Genomic DNA, 24,442 nt, shown 5'->3' with positions numbered 1-24,442 from the left:
GGAGACCCCCATGCACGACGAACGCCGCCGGATCGAGGAGCGCGTCGCACGCCTCCACAACCAGCGCATCAAGCCCGCGATCTACGCGGCCTCCGTACCCTTCGAGGTCGCGGCATGGCAGGCACCGGGGGAGCCGGTGCCCTTCGAGGAGGCGGCCGCCGCCTCGTACACGCCCTTCGCGATGGGCACCCCCTGGGGCCCGCCCTGGGGCACCACCTGGTTCCGGATGCGGGGACAGGTCCCCGCCGAGTGGTCGGGCAAACGGGTCGAGGCGGTCATCGACCTCGGCTTCGTGGGCGACTGGCCCGGCAACCAGGCCGAGGCGCTGGTCCATCTGACCGACGGGACGCCGCTCAAGGCCGTCAACCCGCTCAACCAGTACGTCCCGATCGCCCACCCGGCCGCGGGCGGCGAGGAGATCGACTACCTCGTCGAGGCCGCCTCGAACCCCGACATCCTGGCGAACGGCTTCGCGGCCCCGACCCCGCTCGGGGATGTGCTCACGGCGGGCGACCAGCCGCTCTACACCTTCAAGCGCGCCGACATCGCCGTCCTGGACGAACAGGTCTGGCATCTCGACCTCGACCTCCAGGTGCTGCGGGAGCTGATGGTCGAGCTCGGCGAGCACGAGCCGCGCCGGCACGAGATCCTGCACGCCCTCGACCGCGCGATGGACGCCCTCGACCTCGACGACATCTCCGGCTCGGCGGCCGCCGTCCGCGAGGTGCTCAGGCCCGTCCTGGCCAGGCCCGCGCACGCCAGCGCCCACATCGTCTCCGGAGTCGGTCACGCGCACATCGACTCCGCCTGGCTGTGGCCGATCCGGGAGACCAAGCGGAAGACGTCCCGCACCTTCTCCAACGTCACCTCGCTCGCCGACGAGTACGAGGAGTTCGTCTTCGCCTGCTCGCAGGCCCAGCAGTACGAGTGGGTGCGCGACAACTACCCGCGGGTGTGGGCGCGGATCCAGGAGGCGGTGAAGAAGGGCCAGTGGGCGCCGGTCGGCGGCATGTGGGTCGAGGCCGACGGCAACCTGCCCGGCGGCGAGGCCCTCGCCCGGCAGCTCGTCCACGGCAAGCGGTTCTTCATGGAGCACTTCGGCATCGAGACCAAGGGCGTCTGGCTGCCGGACTCCTTCGGCTACACCGCGGCCTACCCGCAGCTCGCCAGGCTCGCAGGCAACGAGTGGTTCCTGACCCAGAAGATCTCCTGGAACCAGACGAACAAGTTCCCGCACCACTCCTTCTGGTGGGAGGGCATCGACGGCACTCGCATCTTCACCCACTTCCCGCCGGTCGACACCTACAACGCCCGCTTCAGCGGCGCGGAGATGGCCCACGCCGTGCGCAACTACCAGGAGAAGGGTGGCGCCACCCGCTCGCTGGCGCCCTTCGGCTGGGGCGACGGCGGTGGCGGCCCCACCCGCGAGATCATGGAGCGGGCGCGGCGCCTGAAGGACCTGGAGGGTTCCCCGAAGGTCGTCGTCGAGCACCCCGACGCCTTCTTCAAGGCCGCCCGCGAGGAGTACCCGGACGCCCCCGTCTGGGCCGGCGAGCTCTACCTGGAACTGCACCGTGCCACGTACACCTCCCAGGCCCGCACCAAGCAGGGCAACCGGCGGTCCGAGCACCGGCTGCGCGAGGCCGAGCTCTGGGCGACGACGGCGGCCCTCCACACGCCTGGCTACGTCTACCCGTACGCGAAGCTGGACCGGCTGTGGAAGACGGTGCTGCTCCACCAGTTCCACGACATCCTGCCGGGTTCGTCGATCGCCTGGGTGCACCGGGAGGCGGAGGCGGAGTACGCGCGGGTCGCCGGTGAGCTGGAGGAGCTGACGGCCGAGGCGGTCGCGGCGCTGGGCCCCGGCGCCACCCGTGTCTTCAACACGAGCCCCTACGACCGCGCCGAGGTGGTCCGTACGGCCGGGGGCGCACCCGCGTACGTGGTGGTCCCGGCGGGCGGCAGCGCGCCCCTCACCGCCGCCGAGCCCCCCAAGCCCGTGGCGGCCGGCGGCCGCGTCCTCGACAACGGCCTGGTCCGCGTCGAGGTGGCCGAGGACGGGACGCTGTCCTCCGTCCGCGACCTGCGTGCGGACCGCGAAGTCCTCGCCGGCCGGGGCAATCTGCTCCGGCTGCACACCGACCTGCCCAACCACTGGGACGCCTGGGACATCGACAAGCACTACAAGAAGCGGTACACGGACCTGCTGGAAGCGGACTCCGTGACGGTGGTCGAGGAGGATCCGCTCGTCGGCGCGATCCGGGTCGAGCGGAGCTTCGGCCGGGGATCGAGGATCACTCAGACGATCACCGTCCGCGCGGGCAGCCCCCGTGTCGACTTCGAGACCGAGATCGACTGGCACGAGGCCGAGAAGATCCTCAAGGCGGGCTTCCCGGTGGACATCCGGGCACCGCACTCCTCGGCGGAGATCCAGTTCGGCCACGTCCAGCGGCCCACCCACACCAACACCAGCTGGGAGGCGGCCCGCTTCGAGGTCTCCGGGCACCGCTGGGTGCACATCGGTGAACCCGGGTACGGCGTCGCGGTCATCAACGACTCGACGTACGGGCACGACGTGTCCCGCACGGTTCGTGATGACGGCGGCACGACGACCACGGTCCGCCTCAGCCTGGTGCGCGCCCCGCGCGTCCCTGACCCCGGGGCCGACCAGGGCAGGCACCGCTTCACCTACTCGCTGCTTCCCGGGGCGGGTATCGAGGACGCCGTGGCCGAGGGCTACGCGCTCAACCTGCCGCTGCGCGTGGCGGATGCGGCGGGCGCGCCGGAACCGGTCGTCTCGGTGGACGGCGAGGGCGTGACCGTCGAGGCGGTCAAGCTCGCCGACGACGAGTCCGGTGACGTCGTGGTGCGGCTGTACGAGTCCCGGGGCGGCAGGGCCGCCGGCACCCTGCGCACGGGTTTCCCGCTCGGGGAAGCGCAGGTCACCGATCTTCTGGAGCGTCCGCTAGGGCAGGTGGACACCGACGGGAACGGCTCCGTCCCGGTCCGGCTGCGGCCCTTCGAGATCCTGACGCTCCGTCTGAAGAGGGCCGGCGCCCGCCGGTAGAGGACGGTCACGGGGCGGGCTCCGGGCTCAACCCCGGAGCCCGCCCCGTACCGAAGCCTGGGTCGGGCCACTTACCGGGAGGGCGGGGGCGCCCGGTTCGCCGGGCGCTCCCGCCCCCGCACTCAGCCGGTGAACCCGGCGGTGATGGACGTGAACTGCCAGTTGTTCTGGCTGATGCCGGAGCAGTTGCTCACCACGCCGCCGCCCGCGCACGGCCGGTCGCGGTTGACCGCCCAGAAGGCCAGCCGGGCGATGTGGTGGGAGTTCGCCCAGTCACGGATCTGGGTCCAGATCGCCGGAGTGGTGTTCTCCTGCTGGTCGGACAGTCCGTTCATGCCGGAGATGCCTATGTGGGAGTAGGCCGTGGCGTCGTCCCAGCCGAAGGTCGACTTCAGCTTGGCCTTGAGGCCTTCGGCCGCGTTCACCGTGTTGCCGTACATGTCCGAGCCGCCGCCGAAATCGAACGGCATGATGGTGAACACGTCGATGTTGGCGCCGAGCGACTGGGCCTGCTCGATGAGCCGGTTGCCGTAGTAGGTCGGGCCGGTCGTCGAGGTGCCGAAGGTGACGATCGTCTTCAGGCCGGGGTTGTTGGCCTTGACCGTCTTCAGGGCGGTCAGGATCTTCGCCTGCACGGCCTCGTTCTCGAACTCGTCCGTGTTCTCGATGTCCATGTCGATCGCCTTCAGGGAGTAGGCGTCGATGACCTTCTGCAGGGCTCCGGCGAGCGCGCTCGCGGAGGAGCAGTTGGCACCGAGCTTGCTGCCCTGCCAGCCGCCGAACGACGGGACGATGTCGCCGCCCGCGGAGCGGATCTGGTTGATGGCGCTCTGGTCGACGCCGCCGGTCAGCGCACGGCTGCCGTCCCAGGCGGGGGTGCAGCCGCCCGAGTCGAGCACGAAGGCCATCGTGAACCACTTGACGCCGGTCGCGCTCATCACCGTGCTCGGGCTCGGCGGGTCGCCCCAGCCCTCGTACAGGTACGGCGCCGCCTGCTTGAAGCCGGTGCCGCCGCCGCTGCCCGCGTCCGTCGTGACCGACACGGAGTTGGAGGCCGCGGAGGTGTTCCCGGCCGCGTCCCTGGCCTTCACGGTGAAGGTGTAGCCCGTGCTGGGCGACAGCCCGCTGACCGTCGCGGACGTACCGGAGACGCTCAGCACCTGACTGGAACCGCTGTAGATGTCGTACGCGGTCACACCGACGTTGTCCGTCGAGGCGTTCCACTTCAGCGACACGCTCGAGGAGGTCTTGCCGGTGGAGGTCAGGCCGCTCGGCGCGGTCGGCGCCTGGGTGTCGGAGCCGCCACCGCCGCCGGGTCCGTCCAGGCTGATGTCGTCGGCGTAGTACGTGCCCTGCGCGTACCAGCCGTGGACGTAGATCGTGGCGCTGGTCTGCGAGGCGCCGGTCGTGAAGGAGACGGTGAGCTGGCTGTACGCCGACGGGGACGTCGTCCAGGTCGAGGCGCCGCCGTTCACGCCGAGGTAGACGTAGCTGCCGCGGACCCAGCCGCTCAGGCTGTACGTCGTGTTCGGCTGGACCGAGACGGTCTGGGTGCACTGTGCGTTGTCGCTCGAACTCGGGGCGCCCGAAAGGGCCTTGGAGCCGCCGTGCACGGGGCTGGAGACCACCGAGCCCAGATTGCCCGTGCAGGACCAGGGCGAGAGGCTGCCGGATTCGAAGCCGGGGTTGGAGAGGATGTTGGCCGCCTGGGCGGTCCCGGGGAGGGCGACCGCCCCGGCCAGCGCCAGGGCAGCGGAGCCGACGAGGGCGAAGAAGGCGCGTCTGGAGCGTCTGAGAAGTGTGCGCACGCGATCTCCCTGAGGGGGAAGGGGGGTTCGGGAGTGCAGAGAAGTGCTGAAGGGTGCGCAACCAAGTTGGTATGGACCAATCCAAGTGTCAAGGCTTGAGCACGGATTGGTCCATACCTCAGGCGGTCCGCGCCCGACGGGCGCGCGAGAGGCGACATCGTGCGGCGCTCCGGACGCAGGGGCGCGACGAGCCGCGATCCGGCCGCAGCCGGTGAACGTCCTACAGAGGCAGGGCCTCCGCCGCGGTGACGCCGACCGTGTCGACCGGCGCCGCCGCCGGCAGCACGGGAGCCTGCTCCGGCTCCTCCGTCCGCTGCTGGGGCAGTGTGACGGGGCGGACCGGCCGCGGCCCCGACACCACGGCGTAGTCCGTGCCCAGGAACGGCGGCACCACCTCGCCCGGGTCCTCGCCGAGCGCCAACTGCACTGCGGCCCAAGGGGCGTTGATGCCGCACAGCGAGAGCTGGTGCAGTCCGCCCGCCGGGCGCGTGTTGACATCGAGAAGCACGGGCTCGTCGCCGTACATCCGGAACTGGATGTTGGAGAGATGGTGCAGCCCGAAGCCCTCCGCCAGGCGCCGCGCCGGTGCCAGCCACTGCTCGTGCAGGGTGAAGCCCCGCCGGCGGCCGTTCTTGGTCCGGCCCACCGCCATGCGGATGCGGTTGTCGGGGCCGGTCAGGCAGTCGACCGACACCTCCGGCTCCTCCAGACGCGGCATCACCAGCCAGTCGACGGGCTCCTCGGCCTCGCGTACCGCCTGGACGACGAGGTCCAGCGGCACATAGGCGCTCGGGAAGCCGCTGAGATGCGCCAGCGAGAAGGGGGTGCGCGTGATGACGCGGAAGCCCACGCCCCCCGCACCCGCCGCCGGCTTGAAGCACGCCCGGTGCCCGCCGGCCTCGAGTTCCTCGACCGCGGCGAGGAGCTCGTCCTCGTTCGTGACCCGCCACCACGGCGGCACCGGGACCCCTATCGACTGCGCGGCCTGGTACGCCGTCGCCTTGTCGTGGAAGACCGCCATCGCCTCGGTGGGCGGCGCCAGCAGAGCCGTACCGGCGGCCCGGAACTCGGCACGGTGCCCGACGATCGCCTCCTGGTGCAGGCGGGGCACGAACACATCGATGGCGCGGCGGGTGCACTGGTCGAGGGCGTACTCGACATAGGCCGCCGGGGACAGCCCCTCCGGCTCCAGGTCGGCGGTGTCCGCCGCGGCCAGGACGGGCGAGTCGGGGTCGCCGTGCGTGGCATGGATCTCGACGGCTCGATCGCTGGGGTTTCTCCGCAGCTGATCCATGAAGAACACGTTCTCCGCGTACGTGCGGTTGAGCCAGACGCGTACGCGAGAGACCATGCAGGCCACCTTTCACGGTTCGCGGGCACGGCGGAGCAGGCCGTGCCCGGCCAGGGGAGGGGGAAGGCACACCAAACCGCCGTACGCGGAGTGGCGTTCGTGGCGGATGTGTTGGGGCCGATCATAGGCCCATTCGGGCCCGTCACGGCTACGCGAGTGTTACCGATTTTCCCCGGCCCTTGATCCACGGGCGGGAGTGGTCCTCCGCGGCTCGTGCGCGGGCGGTGCCGGCTCATTCGTGAGCGGTCGCGCACCTGCCGCGGGTCGCCCTTGTCCGCAGCTGGCCCCATGTGCTCTTGTGTTTCCATTCGGTTCTGGAAAGGGGCGACGGTGGAGTCGACGGACGGCCGTGGACAGCTGCTCGCCATCAGCGACCTGCACATCGCGTACCCCGAGAACCGCGCCCTGGTCGAGCAGATGCGTTCCACTTCGGACGACGACTGGCTGCTGGTCGCGGGCGACGTGGCCGAGACCGTCGCCGACATCCGGTGGGCCCTGGAGCTGCTGGCGGGCCGCTTCCGCCGGGTGATCTGGGCGCCCGGCAACCACGAACTGTGGACGCACCAGAAGGATCCCGTCACCCTGCGCGGCGTCGAGCGGTACGAGCACCTGGTCGCCGTGTGCCGGGAACTGGGCGTGACGACACCCGAGGACCCCTACCCGGTCTGGGATGGACCAGGCGGGCCCGTGGCCGTCGCACCGCTCTTCCTGCTCTACGACTACTCCTTCCTGCCCCAGGGCTGCACGACCAAGGAACAGGGGCTCGAGTACGCGCACGGCACCGGGATCGTGTGCACCGACGAGTACCTGCTGCACCCCGATCCCCACCCGAGCCGTGAGGCGTGGTGCCGCGCGCGGGTCGCCTGGACCGAGCGCAGACTGGAGGAGATCCCCGGCGACCTTCCGACGGTGCTGGTGAACCACTATCCGCTGGACCGCCACCCCACGGACGTGCTGCGCTATCCCGAGTTCGCCATGTGGTGCGGCACCGAGCTGACCGCCGACTGGCACCGCCGCTTCCGGGTGGCGTGCATGGTCTACGGGCATCTGCACATTCCGCGGACCACCTACTACGAGGGGGTCCGCTTCGAAGAGGTGTCGGTCGGCTACCCGCGCGAGTGGGGCCCGCGCCCGGGGCCGCCGGGAAGGCTACGCCGCATTCTGCCGATGGAGGTCCAAGCCGGTGTTCGAGGAACTGCTCCCGGGGTCGGCCGCGGTGGTGGAGGCGGACGGTGACGCCTTCGCCGGCGGCGCGTTCCTCTACCCCGAGGAGGAGGCGGTCGTCGCGCGCGCGGTCGACAAGCGGCGCCGTGAGTTCGCGGCCGTAAGGGTCTGCGCCCGGCAGGCCATGGAGAAGCTCGGCGTACCACCCGGGCCCGTCCTGCCCGGCGAGCGCGGCGCACCGCTCTGGCCCGACGGGCTGATCGGCAGCATGACGCACTGCGACGGCTACTGCGCCGCCGCGCTGGCTCGGACGGCGGACCTGGTCTCGCTCGGCATCGACGCCGAACCGCACGACCGGCTGCCGGACGGTGTCCTGGACGTGACAGCCGTGCCCGCGGAGCGTGAGCGGCTGCAGGACCTCGCCCGCAGCCACCCGTCCGTCCACTGGGACCGGTTGCTGTTCAGCGCCAAGGAATCCGTCTACAAGGCGTGGTTCCCCCTGACCGGGAAGTGGCTCGACTTCCTCGAGGCCGACATCACGATCGACCCCGGCCGCGCGTCCGGCGCCTCGGGCGGCTTCCGGGCGCGGCTGCTCGTCCCGGGACCGCTGGTCGAGGGCCGCCGTATCGAGGCCTTCGACGGCCGCTGGACCACCCGGCGGGGGCTGGTCGCCACGGCCGTCGTCGTGCCCCACACCTGAGTCACCGGGGACCCCGGTCCCCGAGCAGCCGGAAGAACACCTCCTCCGTGCCGGTGAGTCCGGCCTCCGCGAGGGCCCGGTCCGCCTCGGCCAGGGCGGCGGTCGGGACCACGGGTGGTCGGCGCGGATCGGGCGGTCCGTCGAAGGCGGCTCGTACGGTGTGGAGGAGGCGCAGATAGGCCTGCACGGCGGCGCGTTCACGGTCGGTCAGTACGGCGGTCGGCATCGGTCGGCTCTCCCCGGGTCGGCCGTGCGACACAGGTCGCGCGGCGGTACGTGCACGGCACTCGCCCCCCGGTGTGCGGACGGCTCCGCCGCGCGCACCGGATGGCGCATCTCCAGCTTGCCGTCCGCCACTGACAATCCCGTTTTCGTGACCGCGGGTTCGCCCGGTCAGCGGAGGTGAAATCCGGCTCTCCTGCCGCATGTGTGGGTGCCCTGACCTGCCCTGATAGGGGAAACATGCCGTCTCCTGCAAGGCTTGAGGTCTCGAGGCTCAAGTTGGATCAAGCAGGAAAACGGCGTGTCCCTCTTCAGGATATGGAAGCGGACGCTGACGGCCGAACACACGGTGGTCGAGGGCGTCCGGATCGACGAGAACGAACAGTGTGTGATCGTGTCGGTACGGCCCGATGCGCGCCGTCGGCAGCGGTGCGGCCGGTGCCGGCGTCCGGCGCCCTGGTACGACGCGGGGCGGGGACGGCGGCGGTGGCGGGACCTCGACCATGGGGTGCTGCGTGTCTTCCTGGAGGCCCAGGCGCCGCGGGTGACCTGCCGGGAGCACGGGACGACCGTCGCCGCGGTGCCCTGGGCTCGTCACGGCGCCGGGCATACCCATGCCTTCGACCAGCAGGCGGCTTGGATGGCTGCCGAGTGTTCCAAAAGCGCGGCCGCGCAGTTGATGCGTACGTCCTGGCGGACCATCGGTGCGATCGTCGAGCGGTACGTCGCCGACCGCGACCGGTTTGTCGACCGCCTGTCGGGGCTGCGGCGGATCGGCATCGACGAGATCAGCCACCGCCGCGGGCAGAAGTACATGACGATCGTCGTGGACCACGACACCGCGAGGGTGGTGTGGATGGCCGACGGGCACGGCAAGGACGTCCTGCACCGGTTCTTCGACCAACTCGGCGTCGACCGCACCGCCCGCTTGACGCACATCAGCGCCGACGGCGCCGCCTGGATCGCCGATGTCCTGGAACACCGGGCCACGCAGGCCGTGCGCGTCATGGACCCCTTCCACGTTATTACCTGGGCCACCGACGCCCTGGATACCGAACGCCGCTCGAGCTGGAACCGCGCCCGCCGCCAGGCCCAGGACCCCGAGCGGGCCCGGGCGCTGAAGGACTCCCGCTTCGCCCTGTGGAAGAACGAAGCCGACCTCACCGACCGGCAGGCCGCGAAACTCGCCTGGATCGCTGCCACCGATCCACGCCTGCACCGCGCCTGGCGCCTGAAGGAGGCCCTGCGGGCAGTGTTCTCCCTGGCCAAGTCCCGCCCCACCGCGGCCCTGCGGGCACTGGACCGGTGGATCGGCTGGGCCCGCCGCTGCCGCATCGACGTCTTCGTCGACCTCCAGCGCCGTATCCGCCGCCATTACCAGGCGATCCGCGCCGCGCTGACCACCGGTATGAGCAACGGCCTGATCGAGTCCACCAACACCAAGACCCGCCTGATCATCCGCAGAGGCTTCGGCTTCCACTCCGCCGACGCCATCATCGCCCTGGTCATGCTCACCCTCGCCGGCCCCCGCCCCCAACTCCCCGGACGCCAACCCGCCTCAGCATGACCCACACATCAAGCAGGAGAGCCTGAAATCCCCTCGAAAGCCGTCGCAGGACGGGAGACCCGCACCGGTTGAGAGCCACAACGGCGCACACAAGCACCGGACATGCCGCAGCGTCTCCTGAGACCCACGGTGCCCCTCGGCGCGCGGCGGAGGGGCACCGGTCGGGCGGCGGCGCGTCGGGGACTGCCGCCTGAGGGCCGGTGCGGCACGGTAGGCCCGTGGTCGCGGCGGGCCCGCCCGGCGGCCGACGTTCGGGCGTGCGCGCGAGCGGCGCTCGGATTCCCGAGCGCCGCTCGCGGGTGTCCCCCGTGTCTCAGGATGCCCCGGCGTCAGCCCCGCGTCCCCGACCCCTCGGGCGTCCCCAGGACGGCCTCCCACTCCGCCGACGTCAGCGGAGGCTCCGTCAGAAGTGCCTGGCGCGGGCCCCGGAGGACGGCGAGGACCACGGCCGGTCGCAGCAGCTCGCTCACCGGCTTCGACAGGGTGACCACATCGAAGAACGCCCGGGCCACCAAGGGGCGTCCGGTCGCCGCGTGCATCAGCCGGTTGACGTAGCCCCCGAGGAGGCGGTTGGCGAGCCCCGGGGGCTTACCGGTCGCGTCCGGGTAGTGGATGTCCGTGCTGGTCGCGAACTCCCAGGCCGTCGCCACCGGTCGGGCCACCGCCCGCTGCGCCCGCCGCGCGAGCCCCGGCGCGCTCAGCCCGTGCTCGGCGACCAGCGCGCCCAGGGCCTGCGCGCCCAGCGCCGCCACGGACAGTCCGTGCCCGTACACCGGGTTGTACGTGGCCACGGAGTCGCCGAGCGCCACGAACCCCTCGGGCCAGCCCTTGACCTTCTCGTAGAACCGGCGGCGGTTGACCGTGCTGCGGGTGACGACCGGGTCCGAGAGCGGCTCCGCGTGCGCGATGAGCTCGCCCACCACGGGATGCCGGACGCTCTCGCGTGCGAACGTCTCGAACTCGGCGGCACTCGACGGCGGTTCACCGCCCCGCGTGCCCGAGAGCGTCACCAGCCACCGTCCGCCCTCGATGGGCTCGATGGTCGTGGTCCGCCCCGGCACCGGCACGGTGGCGTCGGACTGCACGTTGACCAGAGGGAAGTCCTCGGTGCCCGGCGGCGCGCGGAAGATGCGGCTGGAGTAGGCGAGCCCGGAGTCCACCTCCTCCAGCGGCGCCTCGGGCACGCCCAGCGCCTCCAGCAGGACCGACGCACGGGAGCCGCGCCCGGCGGCGTCCACGACCAGGTCGGCCGTCAGTACCCGCTCCTCGCCGCCGTCCGTCCGTACGCGCACGCCCGTCACCCGCGACGCGCCGCCTTCGAGGGACAGCAGTTCGGTGCGTTGGAGCACCGTCACCCGCTCGTTCTTGGCGACCCGCTCGCGCACCACCCAGTCGAGCAGATCCCGGCTGCACGCGATCATGAACTGCATCTCGGGCCAGCGCCGGAACCACCCTCGCGGCTGCATCGAGACGAGCCCTGTCGGCAGGGGGATCCGCCGGGCGCCCGCCGCCAGCCACGCCTCGGTCACCCCTGGCAGCAACTCCTCCATGGCACGGGCTCCCCCGGACCAGATCACATGCACATGCCGGGCCTGCGGGAGCCCCCGTCGCGGCTCGGGGCCGTCGGGCAGCACATCACGCTCGACGACGGTGACGTCGGCGTATGCGCTCAGCGCTGCCGCGGTCAGCATGCCGGCCATGCCGCCGCCGACGACGACGGCTCTCAGGGGTGCCGCACCCGAGGAGGTGCTAGCGGGTTCGCTCATTGAAGTCGCTTCCTGACCTGGTCCCGGCCGGCTCCCGGGCGGCCGCGACGACGGATGACTGACGCAGGGCGATCGATGTCCGTACGAGGTCCCGGGGAGCCTCGGGGGACGCGGCCGGGGCATCGTTGGACCCTGCCGAGCTGATCACTCTGCCCTCCGGATCCGCGGTCCTCGCCCGTACCGCCACCGCCACCATCGCCGCGTCGGCCTCGGCCCGCGCCTGGACGGGGTCGGAGCCCGCCGCCACGGCGGCGTCGTAGGCCCTGGAACGCACCTCGGAGTCGAAGTAGGGGTAGAGGCTGAGCATGCCGTCGTGGATGTCGGACTCCCGCTGCGTCACCTGCAGGTCGACAGGTGACCACCAGGAGATCCGCACCCCGCGGCCCCCGTGCGCGGACACCGGTCGCAGCTCGCGCCACAGCGGACCGAGCCGGCGGTACGTCGACCACGCGTTCCAGCTGTCCCCGACGCGCCGGCACGCCAGCGGGAGGCAGAAGCCGACCGCGCTGATCTGTGCCCCGGCGGAGGCCAGCACAGGCGCCGCGTCACTGCTCAGGTAGTCCAGGTCATGACCGTTCCAGCGGGCGATGACGGCGGCGAACTTGGTCGTCAGATAGGCCAGGTTGAACAGATAGCCGGTGACGATGATCAGCAGTCCGGCGCGCAGCCAGCCGCGCACCTGGAGTGCCCACCGCCCGCACATGAAGTTCATCGCGACACCGGCCACGGTCAGCGCCGCCAGATAGAGCACGATCATCTCGCGCATGAACGGCGTGCGGGCGTAGTACGTGTCGAAGTCGACGAGCCGCTCCACCGGCGCGTGGCCGAGCGCGAACAGTGTGATCAGCGCAAGGACCACCACGCCGTAGCCGGCGACGATCCGCCGCGTGGTCCGGCGGGTCTCCTCGGGCGGGCCGCCGCGCCAGTTGACGACGAGTACCAGACAGGACGCGCTGAACGCGCTCAGCAGGCAGTACACGAGCGGCGCGGAGACGTTCGTGATTCCGGTGACGTCGTTGACCCGTGCGATCGTCGGCGGCGCGGCGAAGAAGAACACCAGTCCGGCCAGCGCGATCAGTGCGCACACCGATCGCAGCAGGGGATCGCGCCAGGACCGGCTCAGCGCGGGCGCCTTGACGGTGAGTGCCACCCCCATCGCGACGGCAGGTATGTAGTAGCTGGAACCGTCCATGGCCCGGCGCCTTCGCCCTTCAGCCCTGCGGTCCGCGATAACCCAGCGAGGCCTCGAGGCGTCCCGCCAGATCGTCCCGTTTGACCGGCCCGCGCAGCGACGAACCGGCCAGCCAGGTACGGCACTTGCTGGCCAGCAGCAGCCCGAAGCTCTCGGCGTCCTTCTCGTCGACGAGGTCGAAGTGCGTACGGGCCGCGACCTTGCGGACGGCCGCCTCCAGATCGGCGGTGTCACTGAGCAGGCGCGCCGCCACCGCGGCGCCCTCGACATGGTGGCCGTGGTGCCCGGCGTTCATGTGCCACAGCTCGTGGCCGAGGATCACCAACTGGTGGTCCGGGACGGTGCGTTCCTCGACGACGACGAGGTCCTGGTCGGCCATGTCGAGCCAGAGCCCGCTCGCCGTACCGGGCGGGAAGGCGGCCGTGCGGAACTGGACGGGACGGCCGCGGCGTCTGCTCATCCCGTCGCACAGCGCGGCGTAGAGGTCGGCGGGATCCGCCGGTGCCGGGAGCGACAGCTCCGCGACCAGGTCGCCGCACAGGCGGCGCATTTCCTTTCCGATGCCCACGGTTCTCCCCCGGATCAGGACTCGGGTCGCTTGACGCTCTCCAGGAGCATGTCCAGCCACTCCGCGACCTTGTCGCGGTGCTGGTCGGTGGGCAGCTGGGCCGCCCGCCAGGCGATGCCCCGGACACCGTGGTCCTGCAACAGTCGCTGCAGCGGGTCCTCGGCGGCGTGCGCCGCCTCGCGCTCGCGGTCGGCGACCCGCTGGAGGAGCTCCTGCTCCGAGCGCTGGAGGGCGTTCGCGAGCGCCTCGGGGTCCTCGGCCGTGAGGAACCCGGCATGCACCTTGAAGAAGCGCTGAATGGCGTCGCAGTGCTCCATGGTAGGGCGTCGGTCGCCGTTGATGAGGGCACCCGCCTGCTGGCGCGACATACCCGCCCCGTCGGCGATCTCCTGCTGGGTGTGTCTGCGTCCGTTGGGTTTGAGCCGGGTGCGGCGCAGCAGGTCGAGCCGCTGCAGGAAGCGCGTCTGAAGATCCGGCTCCCCGGCGGGTACCCCGTTCATCAGGGCCTTGACCACCGGCTCCGGCACGCCCGACTCGACCGACAGGCGCGGGATGTCGAAGATCTCCTCGTGCGGCACGCTCAGCCGGTCGGCGAGGGCGGCGACACGGGCCACGACGGCCGGCAGCAGACCCGTCGCCGTGGCGCCCGGAACCTCGAAGCCATCCGTCACGGACAGGTCTCCTACGTCTCTCTCACAAAGTTCACATGGTCATCCGGAACCATCCGGAGATTAGCCGTTTCCTCGAACTCACATCCAGGTCTCGCCACGATTGTGGCGAGATTCGGCCGTCAACGGCTACGGAATGCCACGATAGTTGACACCGTGCGAGCGGAGCAGCAGGATCAGGGCGCCGCGTGAAGGCCGCAAGGGCAAGAGGGGTGACCTCCCGATGGCGTTTCAGGCAGGAGGGCAGCGGTCGCATCCGCGGCCCGTCCCCGAGAGTCCGGAAGCACGGGCGTATCTGCAGGACTACGCCACGCTGCTGGAAGCCGTGCCCTTCCCGTCCGTCGTCTTCGACCACCGCTGGGACGTCGTTCTCGCCAACTCCGCCTTCGAGATGCTCTTCCGCTCGGTGGCGCCGCATCCGACGGCGATGCCCGGCGACAACTTCCTGCGCTTCGTGCTGTTCCACCCCGATGCGGCGATGATCCTCGGTGAGCACGAGTCGAGTTGGTGCCTGCCGATGCTCGCGCACTTCGCCGCGGCGGTGGAGCGGCACGGCCACGACCACGGGCTGCAGGCCATCCGCCGAGAGATCGCCCAGGACCCGATCATGGACGCCGCCTACCGGCACGGACTGCCGCACTGGATCCGCTCGGTCGGGCCCGGCGCCGTCGAGCACGACGGGGCGGTGCGTCCGCTGCTGCACCCGGACCCGCGCTGGGGCACCGACTGCCGGGTGGTGGGGGAGACCCCCAAGACACTTCAGGACATGGGTTACTCGCGGCTCACCCTGGTGCTGCGCGAGGCACCCCGCCCGGCCGCCGTCGTCCCGCGCACGGTGCGCCGCGCACGCGGCGCGACGGGACACCTCAGCGTGGTGCCCTCGCCGCCGGACTGAGTACCCCGCGCGGTTCGTTCCGCGGCGCCTGAGCCCTCCCGGCTCACTCGCCGCGTTCCGGAGCCCCGGCCCCGTCGGCGTTCAGGTCGCCGACGGCGTCGGGGCTCGTCCTTGCCCCGGGCAGGCCGTCTCCGGTTCAGGGCCCCACGACGAGGACGAGCGGAACGCCGTCGCACGGGATCAGCCGCAGGCCCTGCCACGCGTCCTGCCCTCCGCGCTCCAGCACGGCGGCGAAGTCCGGCCCCTTGGTGAGCGAACCGGCCAGATGCGCCGGGTCCGCCGACGCCGCCACCCGGCCGCGCGCGTTGACCAGATGGGCCGGCCGCGGCAGAGCGCGCAGCAGCGGCAGCACGGCCGCCTCGAAGTGCCGCAGATACACGTCGGCCGCCGCCACGCCCGCGAACCTTCCCGCCATCAGCACGGGCGCCGACAGCGTGAGGCTGTACTCGTCGGAGCAGAGGTAGTCCACGTAGGGGCCGGCCACCGCTCGTCGCCCGGTGTCCCGGGGCAGCGCGAACCAGTCCCAGTGGGTGTAGTCCGAGTACGCGGAGTGCGCGGGGTCCAGGTCGAGCAGCAGGGGCTGTACGTCGCCGTTCCCGGCGGTCTGCCACCACTCCAGCCACGCCGGTACATCGCTCAGCAGCCCCGGGGCCGCCACGAAACCCACACCGGACACCAACTCCTCGCACAGCAGCCGACGGTGGAGTCCGGGACGCAGTCCCGCCAGGTCCACAGTGGCCGGCCGCCGCCCCTGGCCGGCCACTCGCGAGAGCAACACGGCGGTGTCGGCGCGGGTCTCCGCGACGGCGTCGAAGACCGCTTCCAGGGCGGAACGGACGCGTGCCGTCACGTCCGCCTCGGGCACTGCGGCCAGACCGGGGCTCCTGCTCATCGGCACCCTTCCGCGCACGTCGACCGGAAGCCGGCGCGTCACAGGGCGAGACGCAGCGCGATCAGCCGGGCCGTCGATTCCTGGACGCACCGCTCGGCCAGCTCCCTGGCCGAATCGTGGGCCCCATCCTGCACGGCGGAGATTACGGAGCGATGACGGTCCGCCACCTCTTCGCAATAGGTGCCGTCCCCGAGCACGAGGCACAGCAGTGCCCCGATCTCGGTCTGCAGGGCCACCTGCTCACGGGTGAGCCGGGCGGACTGCGCGGCGGCGGCCAGCTCCACATGGAACCGGCCGTAGACTCGGCTGCGTGCCGCCGCGTCCTCGGCCGCGGTGAACTCCTCCAGCGTGCGTCGCAGCGGCTGGAGTTCGTCCGGTTCGGTGCGCTGGGCCGCGAGCCGGGCGGCGAACCCGGACACGGCCGCCCAGTGGTCGCCCAGGTCCCGCAGCTCCTCCGTGCTCCAGCCGGCCAGGCGCTGTCTGATGCGCCCTTCGGCCGGGTCGGCGGGCAGCGAGACGAAGCTGCCGCCGCCGCGCCCCCGCCGGGTGGTGACCAGGCCCTGCTGCCGCAGCGCCATGAGCGCCTCCCGCAGGGTCACGGTGGACACGCCGAGCTGGGCCGCCAGCTCGCTCTCGCCGGGCAGTTGCTCCCCGTCGGCGAGCAGCCCGAGTTCGATGGCGTCGCCGAGCCGCCGGACGACCGTCTCCACGCGCGCCCGGGTGTCCACCGGAGAGAAGACCGCTCTCCGGGCCCCGCCGCCTCTGTTGTGCTTCACGGCCACCACCTTGTGCGTTGACTCAAGCTTTACCTTAATGGGGTCTTGAGCTTTGAACTATGACTTCATATCTTTTCGAGCAACGAAAGAGTGCACCAGAAAGGTTCCCGCCCATGGAGGGAAACGCGATCCGGCTGCAGGGGCTGCGGAAGGAGTTCGGTGACACCACCGCAGTGGCCGGGGTCGACCTGGAGATAGCCGACGGGGAGTTCTTCTCGATGCTCGGCCCGTCGGGTTCCGGCAAGACCACCGTCCTGCGCATGATCGCCGGCTTCGAGAGTCCCACCTCCGGAACCGTCGAACTGGCCGGACAGGAGGTCACCGGCCTCGCGCCCTTCGAGCGGGACGTGCACACGGTCTTCCAGGACTACGCGCTCTTCCCGCACATGACCGTCGAGCAGAACGTCGCCTACGGCCTCAAGGTCCGCAAGGTGCCCAAGGCCGAGCGGAGCGAGCGGGCCCGCGAGGCGCTCGCCGGGGTGCGCCTCGAAGGGTTCGGCAAACGGCGGCCGGGACAGCTCTCCGGCGGCCAGCGGCAGCGGGTCGCGCTCGCCCGCGCCCTCGTCGGCCGCCCCCGCCTGCTGCTGCTCGACGAACCGCTCGGTGCCCTGGACCTCAAGCTGCGCGAGCAGATGCAGGTCGAACTCAAGGCGCTCCAGCGGGAGGTCGGGATCACCTTCGTGTTCGTCACCCACGACCAGGAGGAGGCCCTGACGATGAGCGACCGCATCGCCGTCTTCAACCAGGGCCGCATCGAGCAGGTCGGCACCCCCGCGGAGATCTACGAGCGCCCCGCGACCGCGTTCGTCGCCTCCTTCGTCGGCACCTCGAACCTGCTCGACGGCGAAGCGGCGGAGCGGGTCGTCGGCACGGTGGGCACCTACAGCATCAGGCCCGAGAAGATCCGCGTCCTCAAGGAGTCCGCCACCGCGGACGATCCGGAGCACTCCACCGCCATCGGCACCGTCGCCGAAGTGGTCTACCTGGGAGACACCACCCGGTTCCTGGTCGACCTCGACGCGGGTGGCCGCCTCACCGCGCTCCAGCAGAACCTGGAGACCTCCTCCGAGGACGTCGCCGCCTTCCGCGGCGGACGGGTGCGCCTCACGTGGCACCGCCGGCACACCGTCCAGGTCCCCGACGCCCGCTGACCCCTCACGCCAGGCCCACCCTCACGTATGGAGAACGTCGTGCGTCTCACCCGTACCTTCCAGGTCGCCGCAGCCGTGTCGCTGCTGATCGCGGCCACCGCCTGCGGATCGTCCGGCTCGGGCGGCTCGTCCACCGGTCTCAACCCGCCGGACATGAAGGCGCCGTCCAAGCTCGGCAAGACCGAGGGACAGGTCAACCTGATCGCCTGGGCCGGCTATGTCGAGGACGGCTCCAACGACCCCAAGGTCGACTGGGTCAGCGACTTCGAGAAGCAGACCGGCTGCCAGGTCCACTCGAAGGTCGCCGCCAGCTCCGACGAGATGGTCAAGCTGATGAAGACCGGCGAGTACGACGCCGTCTCCGCCTCCGGTGACGCCTCTCTGCGCCTGATCGCCTCCGGTGACGCCGCCCCGGTCAACACCGACCTAGTGCCGAACTACAAGGACGTCTTCGGCGACCTGAAGCTGCAGGCCTGGAACTCCGTCAAGGGCAAGGCGTACGGCATCCCGCACGGCCGCGGCGCCAACCTGCTCATGTACAACACCGACAAGGTCAAGCCCGCGCCGACCTCGTGGTCCGCCGTCTTCGACGACGCGGCGAAGTACAAGGGCCATGTCACCGCGTACGACTCCCCGATCTACATCGCCGACGCGGCGCTGTACCTGAAGGCCACCAAGCCCGAACTGAAGATCAAGGACCCGTACGCGCTCGACCAGAAGCAGTTCGACGCGGCGGTCGACCTGCTGAAGAAGCAGAACGCGAACGTCGGCGAGTACTGGGGCGACTACCTCAAGGAGATCTCCGCCTTCAAGAGCGGTGACTCCGTGGTCGGCACCACCTGGCAGGTCATCGCCAACCTCGCGCAGGGCGAGGGCGCCAAGGTCAAGGCCTTCGTGCCCAAGGAGGGCTCGACCGGCTGGTCCGACACCTGGATGGTCTCCGCCAAGGCCAAGCACCCCAACTGCGCCTACAAGTGGCTGGACTGGATCATCTCGCCGAAGGTGAACGCCCAGGTCGCCGAGTACTTCGGTGAGGCCCCGTCCAACGCCAAGGCGTGCGACGAGACCAGCGACAAGAGCTTCTGCACCACCTTCCACGCCGCCGACACGGCCTACTGGAAGAACGTCGCCTTCTGGAACACGCCGATCGAGCAGTGCCTCGACGGCCGTACGGACGTCAAGTGCGTGCCGTACGCGAAGTGGGTCCAGGCCTGGACCGAGATCAAGGGCTGAGGACACGACGATGACCGCCACCCTGCCTGCCGCCGGACGGACCCCCGTCCGGCGGCTCGCCGGGCTGCTGCACCGCCGCCCGCGGCTGCGGCTGTCCCTGCTGCTGACCGCCCCCCTGCTGTGGCTGGCCGTGCTCTACCTCGGCTCGCTGTGCGTCCTGTTCGTCTCCGCGTTCTGGACGACGGACTCCTTCACCTCCGAGGTCGTGAAGGTCTGGTCGACGGACAACTTCCAGGAGCTGGTGACGACACCGGTCTTCCGCCAGGTGATCCTGCGCAGCATCGGCGTGGCTCTCGCGGTCACCGTCCTGTGCGCGGTGATCGCCTTCCCGCTGGCCTTCTACACCGCGCGGGTGGCGAAGCCCAGGTGGCGCCCCCTGCTGGTGGTCGCGATCCTCACCCCGCTGTGGGCGAGCTACCTGGTCAAGGTGTACGCCTGGCGGCTGATCCTGTCCGAGGGCGGGCTCGCCGACTGGATGCTGCGCCCGTTCGGCCTCAGCGGGCCCGGGTTCGGCCTCCCGGCGGCGATCGTCACGCTCACCTATCTGTGGCTGCCGTACATGATCCTGCCGATCCACACCGCGCTCGAGCAGCTTCCGGTCAACCTGATGGACGCCTCCGCCGACCTGGGGGCGCGGCCCGGCCGCACCTTCCGCTCGGTCGTGCTGCCGATGGTGCTGCCGTCCGTCGCGGCTGGCTCAGTCTTCACCTTCTCGCTCAGCCTCGGCGACTACATCACCGTGCAGATCGTCGGCGGCAAGACCCAGCTGATCGGCAATCTCGTCTACTCCAACATCGAGCTCAACCTGCCCATGGCCGCCGCGCTGGGCACGGTTCCGGTGGTGGTCATCGTGCTGTACCTGCTGGCGATGCGCCGCACGGGCGCGCTCAGCAGCCTCTAGAAGAGGTCCCTCGTCATGCAACTGTCCCGCTCCGCGCGCATCGCGCTGCGCATCGCCGCCGGGCTCGGCTTCGCGGTGATCTACGTCCCGCTGGCCCTTGTCCTCGTCAACTCCTTCAACCCCGACCGCAGTGCGAGCTGGCCGCCGCCCGGGTGGACCTTCCACTGGTGGTCGGTGGCCTGGGAGAACGCCGGCGCCCGCAGCGCGCTGTGGGTCTCGGTGAAGGCGGGCCTCGGCGCCACGGTGATCGCGCTGGTGCTCGGCACGCTGATCGCGTTCGCTGTGGCCCGGCACCGCTTCTTCGGCCGCGACGTCATCTCGTTCGTGGTCGTGCTGCCGATCGCGCTGCCCGGCATCGTCACCGGCATCGCGCTCAACTCGGCGTTCAGCACGGTCCTCGAGCCGCTCGGGGTCGGTCTCGGCCTGTTCACCGTGGTGATCGGGCACGCCACCTTCTGCATCGTCGTGGTGTTCAACAACGTGGTGGCACGGCTGCGCCGCACCTCGGGCACCTATGAGGAGGCGGCGATGGACCTGGGCGCCGACTCGTTCCGGGCGTTCGTCGACGTCACGTTCCCGCTGGTGCGTTCGGCGCTGTTCGCGGGTGCGCTGCTCGCCTTCGCCCTCTCCTTCGACGAGATCGTGGTGACCACGTTCACGGCCGGACCCGGCATCGAGACCCTGCCGATCTGGATCTTCAACAACATGACCCGGCCGCAGCAGGCACCGGTGGTCAACGTGGTCGCGGCGGTACTCGTCCTGCTGTCGGTGATCCCGATCTATGTCGCCCAGCGGCTGTCGGCGGACACGGCGACGGAGAGCCGGATCTAAGAGTCATCCCGTGTTGGGATGCCCCCGGTCGGTCCCCGCGTAGGGGTACCGCCGCTGGTTGCGGTGTTTCCTGCGCGGGCGGCTGTTCCGACGTGGTCCTTGTGCCGCTGATTCGCGGGTCGGGTCTCATTCGGGGTGGGCCGGTGCCGGTCGGGGGTGTTTCGTCGAGCAGAGGCCTGCCGGCCGGGGATTCCCGGACCGTGGGCTGCCGCGTGGGTGCGGCCCCTGCTGGGGCGGCCACCGCGCTGCGGTTGACTCGACAGGGCTTCTTGCAGCCCTGGTGAGAACAAGATCTGTGTGGTGCGGGCCTGGACGGTGTCCAGGCCCGCCGTGCTGGGATCGTCCGGGTTTTGAACCCGGACGTGCGCGGCGAGTGCGGCGGAGACCATGTCGCGGTCGGCGACCAGGCCGCAGGAGGTGCAGGTGTGCGCCCGGTCGGCGAGGGTTTTCCGCACCTGGTCGCCGCACAGGCAGGTCTGGGACAGCTTCGTGGTGAAGGTCGACGCGCGCAGCAGGCGGCCGCTGGTCTTCTCGCATTCTTTGCCGATCGCGGCGATGAGCCGGCCAGGTGTGGTGGCTTGCAGGGCGCGGCCCCACAGCCGGTACCAGGTGCGGATGTCGCAGTCCTCGACGGTCAGGTTGGCGCCATGATCGGCAACGATCCGCTCAGCGATTCGCCGTGCGCGGTGGTCTTTCGCGGCGGCCGCAGTGGCCGCGGCCTCGGCGAGCTTCGCCCGGTTGAGACACCCCATGTCGTTGAGTGTCAAGCGGCGTGGGGTTGTGCGTAGTGCGACCAGGCGGTCGCTTCGTCGTAGAGAGAGCGGGTCTTGAGGCATCCGTGGAGGATGCCGACGAGGCGGTTGCCGAGCTGGCGCAGGGCGGGGTTGTAGTCGGCTTCGCGGGCGCGTTGCTTGTCGTAGTAGCGGCGGGCGCCTGGTGAGGTCCGCAGCGCGGAGAACGCCTGGGCTTGCAGGGCGTCGGCGAGCCGGTTGTTGCGGACGTAGCGGGCCTGGACGGTGTGGCTCTTGCCGGAGGCCCGGGTGATGGGGCTGGTGCCGGCGTAGTTCTTGCGGGCTTTCGCGGAGGCGTAGCGGGTGGGGTCGTCCCCGAACTCGGCGAGCACCCGGGCGCCGGTGATCTGTCCGATGCCGGGCATCGAGAGGTAGATCTCAGCGTCCGGGTGCGCTCGAAAATGGGCCTTCACCTGCTCCTCCATCGCGGCTATCTGCTCGTTCAGCGCGATGATCACACGGGCGTGGGCGGTGGCGGTGGCCGCGTAGGCGGCGGTGACCGGCTCGGGCAGGCCGAGCTGCCGTTCGCGCAGCGCGGCCTGGATCGTGGCCGCTTTCGCGTTCCGGTTCCGCCGACGGGCGCGGGCCAGGACGGCGGTGATCTGGGTGCGGGTCAGCTTCGCCCCGGCCGCCGGGGTAGGCGCCTTGATCAGCAGTTCCAGCGCATCCGTGCTGGTCAGCGTCAGGTCCGCGTAGGCGTCAAGAGCGGCGGGGAAGTACTCGCGCAGCGTGCTGCGCAGCCGTTGGAAGGTGCGGGTGCGTTCCCAGATCAGAGTCTGGTGAGCGCGGGCGACGACCTTGACGGCCTGGGCCTGCTCGCTGTCCCCGGCCACCGGGCGGAGCTGGGCCCGGTCGATGCGGACCATGTCGGCCAGCGCATGTGCGTCGCCCTTGTCGCTCTTGGCTCCGGAGGAGGCGTACCGCTCCTTGAACCGGGCGACCTGCCGGGGATTGATCGCATAGACCCGGTAGCCGGAGACGATCAGGGACTGCACCCACGAACCGCGGTCGGTCTCGATCCCGACCACGACTTCGGCGGCATCCAGGTCCCCGCCGCCGTGCTTCGCGAGGAGCTCGTGCAGCTTCGCGATGCCCTCCACCCCCTCGGGCAGCCTCGTGGCGGCCAGCTTCCGGCCGGCCCCGTCCTGGACCTCGACGTCGCGGTGGTCTTCGGCCCAGTCATCGCCGATCAGCAGCAACTCGTCCTCCAGGTCAGGTACTTCGCTTCCCTTGCAGCCTGCGGAAGGCGCGGCGCGCGGCCTAATGGATTCAATGCTCACGCCCCATCGGGCGGGCACGCCACCCCATGAGCGGTCTGGCCTCCCGGCCGACCAGCAGGGGCACGGTCTCAACCCAGAACTCCAAGGGTTCCGGCGGCAGTAGTGCTCACCTGCTGGCGGCTACGGCACCAAGTCTCTCCGACCCGGCAAGTCCCATTAGGCGGTAGCCAGCCGACAGCGTCTCGCGCCGGTACGTCTGTTGAGGCACGCCGGCCTTGTCCACCGCCCGGGCACCGCCCGGAACCTCGACGTGACGCGCGGGCAGGCCGGAGGCTTCGCGCCGTTCGGCGCGGGCCTGCTGCCTCGCCGACATCCCGTACTGGTTGAGGTTGGTCGCCCGGCGGGAGCGGTCCAGGGCCCGTTTCCGACCCCGTTCCTTACGCTGGGCCTTCGCCAGCGCGGCGAGCTCTGCATCGGTGAGCTCGACTCGGCTGGTCTGTATCTCGCCGTCGGCTGGGTGGAAGGTGTCTGGGAAGGAGACGACGGACAGGTTGGAGACGTTGCCGTCGATCCCACCGACCCGGTTCAGGTCGGCTGCGGCAGCCCGCCGCGCCCGGGTAGCTGGGGACGCGTATCCGCTGGTGAGGACCATCAGGTGCGCCTCGTATGCCCACCCACCAGGAGACGAGGCGTCTCGGCGGCGGACCAGGTCCACCTTGTGCCACGTCGTCGGATTGTTCAAGAAGTGCACCAGCCGCGGCCAGCGGCCGGCACCGGAAGGCAGCCGCACGGGCAGGACGAGGTCGCCGCGCTGGGAGTCGGCGCCGCCGGTGAACACCAGGGCGAGCGGGCCGGTGTGGTCCCACCATGTCGCAGCCCGGGTTTTTGGTTTTCCCTTCGCGCTGACGTCGCCGGTCTCCACTCGGCGGGGCCTGGTGGGTTGGGGCATGCGCCGCGGCTGCGCGAGAACACTCGTGGTCGGCGCCAGCCCGGCTGCCTGCTCCGGGGTGGTGATGGCCTGGTCGAGGTCCCGGTGCCGGTAGGCGTCCAGATGCCCGGCAAGGGTGCCGTGCAGAGGGAACGTCTCCCACTTGCGGGCCGTGGTGTGCGAGCGGGCACGGCCGGGGATGCGGGTGTAGTCCCACCAGGTGCCGGTCCTCGGCCGCCCGAACCGGCGACCGGACTCATCGGGGAACAGGTGCCGACTGACGCCTTCCCACACCTCGTCGGCCTGATGCATCACCAGAGCTTTGGTGACGTGCCGGCCCAGATGCCGGGAGCGTTCCATGTGTCGGTACCCGCGGCGTTCCATGCCCGCACGGGACAGGCCCAGCTCGACACGCCACCCTTTCGCGTCGACATTGCGGCGCACGTCCCCGGCCCAGTACGCGTCGACCGCGGCCCGGGCATCGCGCCGTAGCGCGCGTTTGACCGACCACATCGCCGAATACAGTTGCTCTACTCGCAACTGGCTGTCGAGCCCTCTCACATCGAGTGGCAGCCGGATTACTGCGAGCTCGGTGCCGTCGCCGCGCGTCCACCGCTTGCCTTTGTTCTTTCCACGGAACCGGCGGGCAGACGCGTCAGAGGCAGGTGCAGCCTCGAGCAGCTCTGCACTCACTGCATCCCACCTCCTTTTGTCTACGGCAACGGCGACGACCTGTCCGGCACTTGGCAGC

At 70.7% G+C, this 24,442-nt stretch carries 21 protein-coding genes; 9 read left to right on the top strand and 12 right to left on the bottom strand.

The window, feature by feature from the left end:
- Positions 1 to 10 precede the first annotated feature (10 nt).
- Positions 11 to 3,067: an alpha-mannosidase gene (locus ACQEXA_RS10140; protein WP_432935183.1), complete on the top strand. Its 3,057-nt coding sequence runs from the start codon at positions 11 to 13 to the stop codon at positions 3,065 to 3,067.
- A 122-nt stretch (positions 3,068 to 3,189) separates the two neighbouring features.
- Here the strand turns inward: ACQEXA_RS10140 and ACQEXA_RS10135 are convergent, their stop codons facing one another.
- Together ACQEXA_RS10135 and ACQEXA_RS10130 are read right to left on the bottom strand one after the other, a co-directional pair.
- Positions 3,190 to 4,875, bottom strand: a complete 1,686-nt coding sequence (locus ACQEXA_RS10135; protein WP_433129479.1) for a carbohydrate binding domain-containing protein — start codon at positions 4,873 to 4,875, stop codon at positions 3,190 to 3,192.
- Positions 4,876 to 5,095: 220 nt separating this feature from the next.
- Positions 5,096 to 6,226, bottom strand: coding sequence for an ATP-grasp domain-containing protein (locus ACQEXA_RS10130; RefSeq protein WP_433129478.1), 1,131 nt, complete (start codon positions 6,224 to 6,226; stop codon positions 5,096 to 5,098).
- Between the two features lie 330 nt (positions 6,227 to 6,556).
- Between ACQEXA_RS10130 and ACQEXA_RS10125 the strand changes: the two genes are divergently transcribed.
- Both ACQEXA_RS10125 and ACQEXA_RS10120 read left to right on the top strand, forming a co-directional pair.
- On the top strand, positions 6,557 to 7,462 hold the full coding sequence (locus ACQEXA_RS10125; RefSeq protein WP_433129476.1) for a metallophosphoesterase family protein: 906 nt from the start codon (positions 6,557 to 6,559) through the stop codon (positions 7,460 to 7,462).
- Positions 7,410 to 8,090, top strand: a complete 681-nt coding sequence (locus tag ACQEXA_RS10120; protein ID WP_432935187.1) for a 4'-phosphopantetheinyl transferase family protein — start codon at positions 7,410 to 7,412, stop codon at positions 8,088 to 8,090. The genes ACQEXA_RS10125 and ACQEXA_RS10120 overlap by 53 nt, the downstream gene beginning before the upstream one ends.
- 1 nt (position 8,091) lies before the next feature.
- On the opposite strand, the gene ACQEXA_RS10115 is transcribed toward ACQEXA_RS10120, so the two are convergent.
- Complete coding sequence (locus ACQEXA_RS10115; protein ID WP_432935188.1) at positions 8,092 to 8,316, bottom strand: hypothetical protein; 225 nt, start codon at positions 8,314 to 8,316, stop codon at positions 8,092 to 8,094.
- Between the two features lie 297 nt (positions 8,317 to 8,613).
- Between ACQEXA_RS10115 and ACQEXA_RS10110 the strand changes: the two genes are divergently transcribed.
- A complete protein-coding gene (locus ACQEXA_RS10110) occupies positions 8,614 to 9,879 on the top strand; it encodes an ISL3 family transposase (protein ID WP_432920435.1) in 1,266 nt (421 codons plus the stop codon).
- Positions 9,880 to 10,208: 329 nt separating this feature from the next.
- On the opposite strand, the gene ACQEXA_RS10105 is transcribed toward ACQEXA_RS10110, so the two are convergent.
- From ACQEXA_RS10105 to ACQEXA_RS10090, 4 genes are read right to left on the bottom strand one after another with little or no spacing between them, the layout of a single operon-like run.
- Complete coding sequence (locus ACQEXA_RS10105; RefSeq protein WP_432935189.1) at positions 10,209 to 11,645, bottom strand: FAD-dependent oxidoreductase; 1,437 nt, start codon at positions 11,643 to 11,645, stop codon at positions 10,209 to 10,211.
- Positions 11,629 to 12,837 (bottom strand): MAB_1171c family putative transporter, encoded by a 1,209-nt coding sequence (locus ACQEXA_RS10100; protein WP_432935190.1) that lies wholly within the window; start codon positions 12,835 to 12,837, stop codon positions 11,629 to 11,631. Before ACQEXA_RS10100 ends, ACQEXA_RS10105 begins: the two co-directional genes overlap by 17 nt.
- Positions 12,838 to 12,856: 19 nt before the next feature.
- Positions 12,857 to 13,387 carry a toxin-antitoxin system, toxin component gene (locus ACQEXA_RS10095; RefSeq protein ID WP_433134501.1) on the bottom strand — a complete coding sequence of 177 codons (531 nt, stop codon included), beginning with the start codon at positions 13,385 to 13,387 and terminating at the stop codon, positions 12,857 to 12,859.
- Between the two features lie 32 nt (positions 13,388 to 13,419).
- A complete protein-coding gene (locus tag ACQEXA_RS10090; RefSeq protein WP_432935191.1) occupies positions 13,420 to 14,076 on the bottom strand; it encodes a helix-turn-helix domain-containing protein in 657 nt (218 codons plus the stop codon).
- A gap of 220 nt (positions 14,077 to 14,296) precedes the next feature.
- Here ACQEXA_RS10090 and ACQEXA_RS10085 point away from each other — a divergent pair, with 220 nt between their 5' ends.
- A complete protein-coding gene (locus ACQEXA_RS10085; protein WP_433129474.1) occupies positions 14,297 to 14,968 on the top strand; it encodes a hypothetical protein in 672 nt (223 codons plus the stop codon).
- A gap of 136 nt (positions 14,969 to 15,104) precedes the next feature.
- Here ACQEXA_RS10085 and ACQEXA_RS10080 read toward each other — a convergent pair whose 3' ends face one another.
- Positions 15,105 to 15,860, bottom strand: coding sequence for a cache domain-containing protein (locus tag ACQEXA_RS10080; RefSeq protein WP_432935193.1), 756 nt, complete (start codon positions 15,858 to 15,860; stop codon positions 15,105 to 15,107).
- 38 nt (positions 15,861 to 15,898) lie between these two features.
- Positions 15,899 to 16,645, bottom strand: a complete 747-nt coding sequence (locus tag ACQEXA_RS10075; protein WP_432935194.1) for a FadR/GntR family transcriptional regulator — start codon at positions 16,643 to 16,645, stop codon at positions 15,899 to 15,901.
- Between the two features lie 104 nt (positions 16,646 to 16,749).
- Here ACQEXA_RS10075 and ACQEXA_RS10070 point away from each other — a divergent pair, with 104 nt between their 5' ends.
- From ACQEXA_RS10070 to ACQEXA_RS10055, 4 genes are read left to right on the top strand one after another with little or no spacing between them, the layout of a single operon-like run.
- A complete protein-coding gene (locus tag ACQEXA_RS10070; RefSeq protein ID WP_433129472.1) occupies positions 16,750 to 17,787 on the top strand; it encodes an ABC transporter ATP-binding protein in 1,038 nt (345 codons plus the stop codon).
- Between the two features lie 27 nt (positions 17,788 to 17,814).
- On the top strand, positions 17,815 to 19,020 hold the full coding sequence (locus tag ACQEXA_RS10065; RefSeq protein WP_432935196.1) for an ABC transporter substrate-binding protein: 1,206 nt from the start codon (positions 17,815 to 17,817) through the stop codon (positions 19,018 to 19,020).
- 10 nt (positions 19,021 to 19,030) lie between these two features.
- Positions 19,031 to 19,921, top strand: coding sequence for an ABC transporter permease (locus ACQEXA_RS10060; protein WP_432935197.1), 891 nt, complete (start codon positions 19,031 to 19,033; stop codon positions 19,919 to 19,921).
- Positions 19,922 to 19,936: 15 nt separating this feature from the next.
- On the top strand, positions 19,937 to 20,752 hold the full coding sequence (locus ACQEXA_RS10055) for an ABC transporter permease (RefSeq protein WP_360999600.1): 816 nt from the start codon (positions 19,937 to 19,939) through the stop codon (positions 20,750 to 20,752).
- Here the strand turns inward: ACQEXA_RS10055 and ACQEXA_RS10050 are convergent.
- From ACQEXA_RS10050 to ACQEXA_RS10040, 3 genes are all read right to left on the bottom strand, one after another.
- Positions 20,749 to 21,504, bottom strand: a complete 756-nt coding sequence (locus tag ACQEXA_RS10050; RefSeq protein ID WP_433129470.1) for a zinc ribbon domain-containing protein — start codon at positions 21,502 to 21,504, stop codon at positions 20,749 to 20,751. The genes ACQEXA_RS10055 and ACQEXA_RS10050 overlap by 4 nt on opposite strands.
- 11 nt (positions 21,505 to 21,515) lie before the next feature.
- Entirely contained in the window at positions 21,516 to 22,742 is a 1,227-nt protein-coding gene (locus ACQEXA_RS10045) for an IS110 family transposase (RefSeq protein WP_433129468.1), read from the bottom strand.
- Between the two features lie 187 nt (positions 22,743 to 22,929).
- Complete coding sequence (locus ACQEXA_RS10040) at positions 22,930 to 24,384, bottom strand: transposase (protein ID WP_433129466.1); 1,455 nt, start codon at positions 24,382 to 24,384, stop codon at positions 22,930 to 22,932.
- Positions 24,385 to 24,442 lie beyond the last annotated feature (58 nt).

It is taken from the genome of Streptomyces sp. CA-106110 (assembly GCF_050936285.1).
GTDB lineage: Bacteria > Actinomycetota > Actinomycetes > Streptomycetales > Streptomycetaceae > Streptomyces.
Note: the sequence above shows the minus strand (reverse complement) of the source record. Positions and strands in the feature narration are given on the sequence as shown.